Genomic DNA, 7,354 nt, shown 5'->3' with positions numbered 1-7,354 from the left:
ACCTCTCATCCCACTTTGCATAGCTGCATACATTCCCAAAAGGTAACTGGTTTTTCCCGCACCAGTTGTACCTAGCATGGTTATTTTGATATCTTTTAGTTTCATAGATAGTTGGGCAAAATAGGGTTCAAGCTACGGGAAAAGATCACAGTTAATAGAACCAATAAATGATTAACGGTTAATGATAAATGACAAATGGGAAATCTCAAAACCAGCGATCTCCATTACTGGAAGAATCAGAGCTTTCTGGAGAATCTAGAGAATCAAAAATTTCCCAAGGATTTTGAGTCGATTGATAAAAGCTAATTTTTCTGTGTGATGTTGAATTTAAAATAGAAGTGTCTAAAGACAACAAATCGAGAAATTCTTTGATAGATTGGGGACGTTTGTTAATATTCATTGCCATTGCTCGATCGATTCCCCAAGAAGTGCGATCGCTGACTTGTGAATTCATTTTTTGTGCTGTTTTCAGAGGTACTCCTGCTGCTCTTTCAATTGCGGATACGGGGACTTTTCCTGTCACCAAATGATACAAAGTCGCGCCCAAAGCATAAATATCAGTATGGTCAGCGCATTGTAGAGATTGACCATATTGTTCTAAAGGAGCATATCCAGGAGTCAACAAAGTTGTAAATCTAGTAGTGTTGCGCCCTGCAAAATCTCTAGCTGCACCAAAATCAATCAAAACTGCTCGTCCATCTTCTGCCAACATAATGTTTTCTGGTTTAATATCCAGATGTAACATTTGGGCTTGATGCACTATATCTAAAGCTTGTCCGATAATCTGAATGTAGTTAAGAGCATCGAATTCTGGAAGTGTACCGCCTTTTGACTTTAATAGCTCACTGAGGGTTTTGCCTTTTAAATATTCCATCACCATATAGGCGGTGTTATTCTCTTCAAAATAATAAAATACTCTGACAATACCAGAATGATTAAATTGCCCTAAAGTTTGCCCTTCTAAAAGAAATCGTTCTTTAGCATCGGTATAGGTAGACTTGTCCCATCTACCAGCTGAAACCACCGTTGTCCCTTCTCGCCAACAACCTTCGGGGAAAAACTCTTTCAAAGCTACTGCCCGATTAAGTTTTGTATCTACCCCTTGATAGGTAATACCAAACCCTCCTTGTCCTAAAACTCTAGAAACTTGATATTCTCCACTAGCCAGTAACACACCTGGACTGAGAACACCAGCCACCCTGGTGGTCATACAATCTAACTCCTACAAAACATTCTGATAGACATTTTTTTGGTTTATGGATAATTCGGTCAGTTTTGTTTTTCCCGATTGAATTTTACCATCGTAACCTTGATTTTTTTCCATCTATGGGTTTTTACCACTCATGTTATGAATATTTATTTAATTCTAAGACGAATTTCTGTAGACTTAATGATACTTTTAATAGATAAAGTGCGGTGTTAAGCTCTTCATTAATAAAAAATTAAGTATTTTCAAGATTTTAAACCTTATCTGGTTAGAAAAATGGAGTAATCAAGGAAAATAATTAGGTTACTTAAGGAAAGAGGATTGAGGACTTGCGCCCTTAAGATACGCTTATACGAAGGTTTTCCTCGTTCTTTGTTCCTTGTTCCTTTGGCATTTATCAAAGAGTCATAACTTGATATCACAAGTGTACCTAGTTATACTTTTGCTAAATAAAATCGCTTTTATTTTAAAATAAATAACAAAACTCTACAGCTTTAAAAAAAACTTTAAATCTTTGATGGGGATTATTCTGATTTATCTTGCTTTTTAGTTTATGCTGACGAAGTGCAAGCCGAACCTAAAAAATGGGATGCCCTCGGTTTACGGGGTAATCAATCGGGAACTTTACTTGTAGATAACATAACTATTCCCGCAGAAAGGGCGATCGGGGGTCCAATAAACTAGTACAAAGTAGGACAGACTTGGACGGTCGTCACGAGTGCCTGGGGAAACCCCAGGCAACGCGACCTCACAAAATTCCCCTATTTTAGAGCTAAAAAACAGTATTAAAGTACTGAATTTTGGGGTAATTTTGGTAGCATTGGCAAAAAACTATCGGCTCACAACCCTTACACTATGGAAGTCTGTCCTACTTTGTCTATGTTTTCCTTCGGGGTAACGGGAGAAAGAGCGATCGCTAAGAAGAAAATAGTAGAGCCGTTTTTCCTCTTTTGCTCTTCTGAAATTAGCTTTCAGTAGATAATGTAAGTATAAGGTATTAATTCCTAAGAAAGTCAAAGGAGTAATAAGAAGTGAAAGACAAAAAAGTTCTCTTAACTGGTGGAACTGGTGGCTTAGGACGGGGAATTTTGCCGTCTGTTCTTTCTCAGGGAGCTTCCGTTGTTATTCCCTACCTCAAAGAAAGATATGCCGATTCGGTTCGAGGAATGCTTACTCAAGAGCAGCTAGAGCAAGTAACATTGGTAAAAGCCGACTTAACCAAAGAAAGTAACGTCAGCCAGATCGTCAAAGACATGGGAAAGGTTGAGGTTTTGATTCACTTGGTAGGAGGATTTGACATGGGAGAAATCCATCAATATTCTTTAGACGATTGGCACAAAACATTTAATATTAATTTACTAACTACTTTTTTAACCTGCAAACACTCTCTTCAGTCAATGCGAGAACATAATTACGGTCGAATTGTCACTGTCGGTTCTAGAGGTGCAGTTGACCCCGCACCCCAACTAGCAGCCTATTCTGCTGCCAAAGCAGGTGTAGTTGCTCTCACTCAAGCGATCGCTAAGGAAACCCAAAAATTTAATATTACCGCCAACACGGTCTTACCTAGCGTTATTGATACTCCTACAAACCGTGAGGCTATGGGAGAAGAAAACGCCAATCAATGGGTCAAGCCAGCATCGTTAGCTAAAGTGATTTGTTTTTTGGCTTCAGAAGCGTCTCAAGATGTTAGTGGTGCAGCAATTCCTGTGTATGGAGATGCTTGATGTTTACAATATTTAAAGCACGTTATAATCAAAAGGTAGTAATTTAGTAGCTTCTTCTGCTGCTAAAGGACGACTAAACCAGAAACCTTGCATTTGCTCACAATTTTGACTTCTCAGTAGTTCGATTTGTTGCAGGGTTTCTACGCCTTCGGCAACAACTCTCAAGTTAAAACCTCTTCCTAAAGATACCATAGCAGAAATAATAGCTAGGTCTTGAGGATCGTTTTTTAGTTGACGAACAAAATCTCGGTTAATTTTTAAAGTGTCGAAAGGAATATGTTTCAACCGCTCCCAAGAAGCATAGCTGGTAGTAAAGTCGTCAATGGAAATATATACTCCCAGACTCTGTAATTGAGACAACATATGGTAGGAATATTCTAAATCTTTCATTACGGTACTGGCAGAGACTTCTAATTCCAACAAGTTGGGTTTTAATTGGGTTTCCTCTAGAATACGACTTACTACTAAGGGAAAATCAGGCTGTTTAAACTGTAGTGGAGAAAGATTAACAGAAACTCTTAGAGGAGGAAATCCTTGAGAATGCCATATTTTATTTTGTTGACAAGCAGTTTTTAAAACCCACTGACCAATGGGAACAATTAATCCTGTTTGCTCTGCTAAGTTAATAAAGCTAGTAGGAGAAACTAAGCCTAATTCAGGATGTTGCCAACGTAATAAAGCTTCTACTCCTTGAATAGTACCACTCTTAACATTAATTTGTGGTTGATAATAAAGAATGAATTCGTCTTTTTCTAAAGCATCATGTAAAAAACTCTCTAGTTTTAGTGTCACTGAGTTTTGAGAGTTCATTGTTGAGTTATAAAATTGATAAAAACAATTTTCTGATTCGGATATTTTTTCGAGAGCCAAATTAGCATTACTTAGTAAAGTATCTGGATCGTCTCCATCTTGGGGATATACGGCAATACCAATATTTCCCGTAATACTTAATTGTTGCTCTCCTACTTTAAATGGCTGCTGTAAAGAATCCACAATTCTTTGGCTAATTTTAGCTATTTCTTGAATGGTGCTAATCTCTTGCATTAAAATCGAAAATTTATCTTCGTCGTTGTAGGCTACCGTATCTCCAAAACGCAAACAAGCTTTTAATCTTTCCGAAAAGCTGGATAATAAAATAATTTTTTGTTCTTTACTAATAGCACCCCTAACATTGGCAAAGTTGTTAATTTCAACCGCCAAAACTGCTAATAATTTTTGATTTCTATCGGCATTAGCGATCGCAGTTCCTAATTGTTTTTTTAATACCTTAAGGCGAGGCAAACTACTTACTTTATCCTTGGGTAAAGTGAAAGCAATATTATTTTCTTTTTTGATTGTAAAACAAAATTTTGGCTCGATTTCAGAATGGATTAATCTGATTTCTAATTCTGTATTAATTAAATTTCCGTCTTGAGTTTTTAAGATCAATGTACCAGAGTAATCTCTTTGATCTGCAAGCATTTGTTGCAAAATATCAACTAGCTTTTCTTGATTGAGAACAAAATCTTCTATGTAGTTATTGACCATCTCTAATTCTGTCGTGCCTAGAGATTTACAAGCAATATTATTAATTTCCCTGATTTTTCTGCTATGTGCGCTAATAATAATAATTCCGTAAAAATTATTTTCAAAAATTATCTTATATTGCTTTGCTTGTTCTTCAAGTTTGTTTTCAATTCTTTTTTGTCTAGTAATATCAGTAAGATAACTTCTAATTAATTTTTGCTCTACTAAATAATAAGAATACTGCTGATAATAATTATTTTTAATTTGAACTTCTCTAGTATAAGAAATATTTTTCTGATTGCATCTAGCAGGCAAATCAGCAATTAAAGGATGGCTATTTTCTTCGTGCTTAAAGAGTGAACCTGCTGTCGAATTAGCATAAGTAAGATTTCCTTCGAGATCGACTTCTATAATTGCTTGAGGACTTAATTCAGCAAAAGATGATAGTCTTAGTAGTTCAGCACTATTAGAAGCAGGAAGCTCTTCTTGAGAATTAATTAGAGTTTCTTTATTTAATAAAGTTTCGCGATCGCTAATTGGAGAAGCAACTTCTACTTCTACTTCTACTGTAGAAACAAAAGATTCATCTTTAATTTTAGTTTGAGCAACATCAGATAAAATTTGATATTTTGCTTGAATTTCTCGGCTAAATTTAATGACATCTCCATGTTTTAGTTCATGAACTAAGCATTGTCTGCCATTAATATAAATTCCATTACGGCTTCTGTTACCCTGTAAATCACCATCTAATATCCAATAAGAATATTTATTGGTTTTGACATCTGTTCTACGCAAAAGGGTAGCATGATGACGAGATACTTTTTGAACAGCAAGAATAATATCATTGTTAGAATGACGACCCAAAGAATAGGTTGCTTCTTCTAAAATGACTGTTTTTCTAAAACTCGGCTCTTCGATAGTTAATATATGATGACTTGAGTGAGGTTGGTTCATTATACTGACGGTATAATCTCTGATGATAGATTGCTAAAGTTAACTATTGTTGATATACAGATTTTTTACTTCTTAGTAATAGTATGTATTTTATCTGTATTTTTCTCTAATCAATAATTACTAAAGGGAATTATTACGTTTATTTATCCTATCTTGATAGTTCAGTGTATTTTTATAAAGTAATTATGATTAAGATTGCTCTTAGCAAAATCAAAATGCATACTTGGCAACCATCAATCGTTGCTATATTTTAATAAAGACTTTCTAGTTTATTGTTCCCAAAATATGCTTTAAACATCAAAGAGATTATAAAGACAGAGTTAAAAATATCACTTAATTTAAATTGCAATACTAATCGTTACTGCTTTTCTTTTGAGGGTAAATGCTCCATAACCTTTCTCAGTAGACGATCTGCATCTATTGTTTTGGTCATAAAATCTGTTGCACCAGTCATTTTTGCTTTCAAACGGTCAACAAAACCATCATTACTAGTTAAAAATACGATCGGAGTTTCTGCCAAATTTGGCTGTTTTCTTAACTCAGTACATAGTTCATAACCATTCATTTTTGGCATGACAATATCTAAAAAAATTACGTCTGGTTGATGCTCTGCTAGTTGAACGATCGCTCTTATAGGATCGTTAAACCCGATAAAGCGATAACCTGCAACAGAAATAATTTCTTCCATCATGTGAGATGTCATAATGCTGTCATCAACACAGGCAATTAAATGCTTTTTATGGTTCAGAGGACTAACTACTCCGTTAAAATTATCACTGTTTAACAAATCGGGGATAGGGACTAAATCTAAAACTCCTGATTGAATATAGGGGACTAAAGATTTTGTGACCTCTAAAGGAGAAGCTTTTAAGTGTAGAGCTAAATCTCTTAACGTTTTGTTAGTATCTAGTAACTGGCAAATATTATCATAAATTGAACCAGAGATTTTCTCTTGTAGCTGTTTTGGTTGTAAAATCACAACCGCCAAGTTAGGAGAGCGATCGGCAACTTTTTCTTTTTGCCAATGTTGCCAAATCGAGTCAGTGTACTCAATAACTTTTTTTGGTTCAATTAAATCCAACGCAGGAAATAAAGTTGAGTCTTTTTCTAAAGTACATAAAACCTCTCTTCCTTGGGTAATGTCAAAAAGAATCTCACTAACGACTGACCAAATAAAATCACTTGATTGCTGACGAGTAATTTTTTTCTGTTCAAACAAGGACAAGAGCTTGTCATATTCCCAAAGACTATTCCCAAAATCTTCAGCGCGATCGCCTAATTCTTGCTCTAACGCTATCAGATTAAAAGATACATTTGGTAACTTAGACACCATACGTCTCTCCCAGCGTCGAAACGGATGCTCTCCACCAGTAGCGTACATAATCTGACCCAAATGAAGATAGAAATACCATTCAAAACCCTTTTTAAGATTGATAAAGGTCAACTTTCCCGTAATGCCAGCTTCTTGAAGAGATTTGAAGAATCTGATTTGCTTTAGGCTAGTAAATTCTCGAATAACCAGGTCTTCAGAGGAGGATATCAAAGTCATCTTATTTAAGGTTTTGTCAGTATTTCTGAACAGAAGATTTTAAAAGATTTATAATTTCATAGTTAGCTTCAGGAAAAGTATATTTATCTAGCTCTAGAAGATTTACCCAGCGAACTTCCTCGCATTCAATGGCTTGGGGTGTACCTTGAAGGTACTGACAGTGATGAACAAACAGCGTCACTTTGAACTTAGGGTACTGGTGTTCAATAGTGATCAAAGATTCTCTCACTAATATTTCAATACCTAACTCTTCTTTAATTTCTCTTTTGATACATTCTTTAATAGTTTCGTTGGGTTCAATTTTTCCACCAGGAAATTCCCACAAACCGCCCATTTCACCTTCAGCTAGTCTGCGATCTATGAGAATTTGTCCTCGCTCGTTGTGAATAATCCCAACTCCGATTTTTTTAT

General features: G+C 35.5%; 6 protein-coding genes. 2 read left to right on the top strand and 4 right to left on the bottom strand.

What is annotated here, in order from left to right; all coding sequences use genetic code 11:
* Window positions 1–205: 205 nt before the first annotated feature.
* Window positions 206–1,210, bottom strand: a complete 1,005-nt coding sequence (locus tag H1P_RS27580; RefSeq protein ID WP_144873769.1) for a serine/threonine protein kinase — start codon at window positions 1,208–1,210, stop codon at window positions 206–208.
* A gap of 852 nt (window positions 1,211–2,062) precedes the next feature.
* On the opposite strand from H1P_RS27580, the gene H1P_RS39060 reads away from it, so the two are divergent.
* Both H1P_RS39060 and fabG read left to right on the top strand, forming a co-directional pair.
* On the top strand, window positions 2,063–2,185 hold the full coding sequence (locus tag H1P_RS39060; protein ID WP_281291244.1) for a hypothetical protein: 123 nt from the start codon (window positions 2,063–2,065) through the stop codon (window positions 2,183–2,185).
* 53 nt (window positions 2,186–2,238) lie between these two features.
* Window positions 2,239–2,934, top strand: a complete 696-nt coding sequence (gene fabG, locus H1P_RS27570; protein ID WP_144873767.1) for a 3-oxoacyl-ACP reductase FabG — start codon at window positions 2,239–2,241, stop codon at window positions 2,932–2,934.
* Between the two features lie 12 nt (window positions 2,935–2,946).
* Here the strand turns inward: fabG and H1P_RS27565 are convergent, their stop codons facing one another.
* From H1P_RS27565 to mutT, 3 genes are all read right to left on the bottom strand, one after another.
* Window positions 2,947–5,394, bottom strand: coding sequence for an EAL domain-containing protein (locus H1P_RS27565; protein ID WP_144873765.1), 2,448 nt, complete (start codon window positions 5,392–5,394; stop codon window positions 2,947–2,949).
* A 358-nt stretch (window positions 5,395–5,752) separates the two neighbouring features.
* Window positions 5,753–6,943 (bottom strand): response regulator, encoded by a 1,191-nt coding sequence (locus H1P_RS27560; RefSeq protein WP_144873763.1) that lies wholly within the window; start codon window positions 6,941–6,943, stop codon window positions 5,753–5,755.
* Between the two features lie 16 nt (window positions 6,944–6,959).
* Window positions 6,960–7,354: 8-oxo-dGTP diphosphatase MutT (mutT, locus tag H1P_RS27555; protein WP_144873773.1), on the bottom strand; the 395-nt coding region annotated here is incomplete at its 5' end.

Source organism: Hyella patelloides LEGE 07179 (genome assembly GCF_900659865.1).
Taxonomy (GTDB): domain Bacteria; phylum Cyanobacteriota; class Cyanobacteriia; order Cyanobacteriales; family Xenococcaceae; genus Hyella; species Hyella patelloides.
Note: the sequence above shows the minus strand (reverse complement) of the source record. Positions and strands in the feature narration are given on the sequence as shown.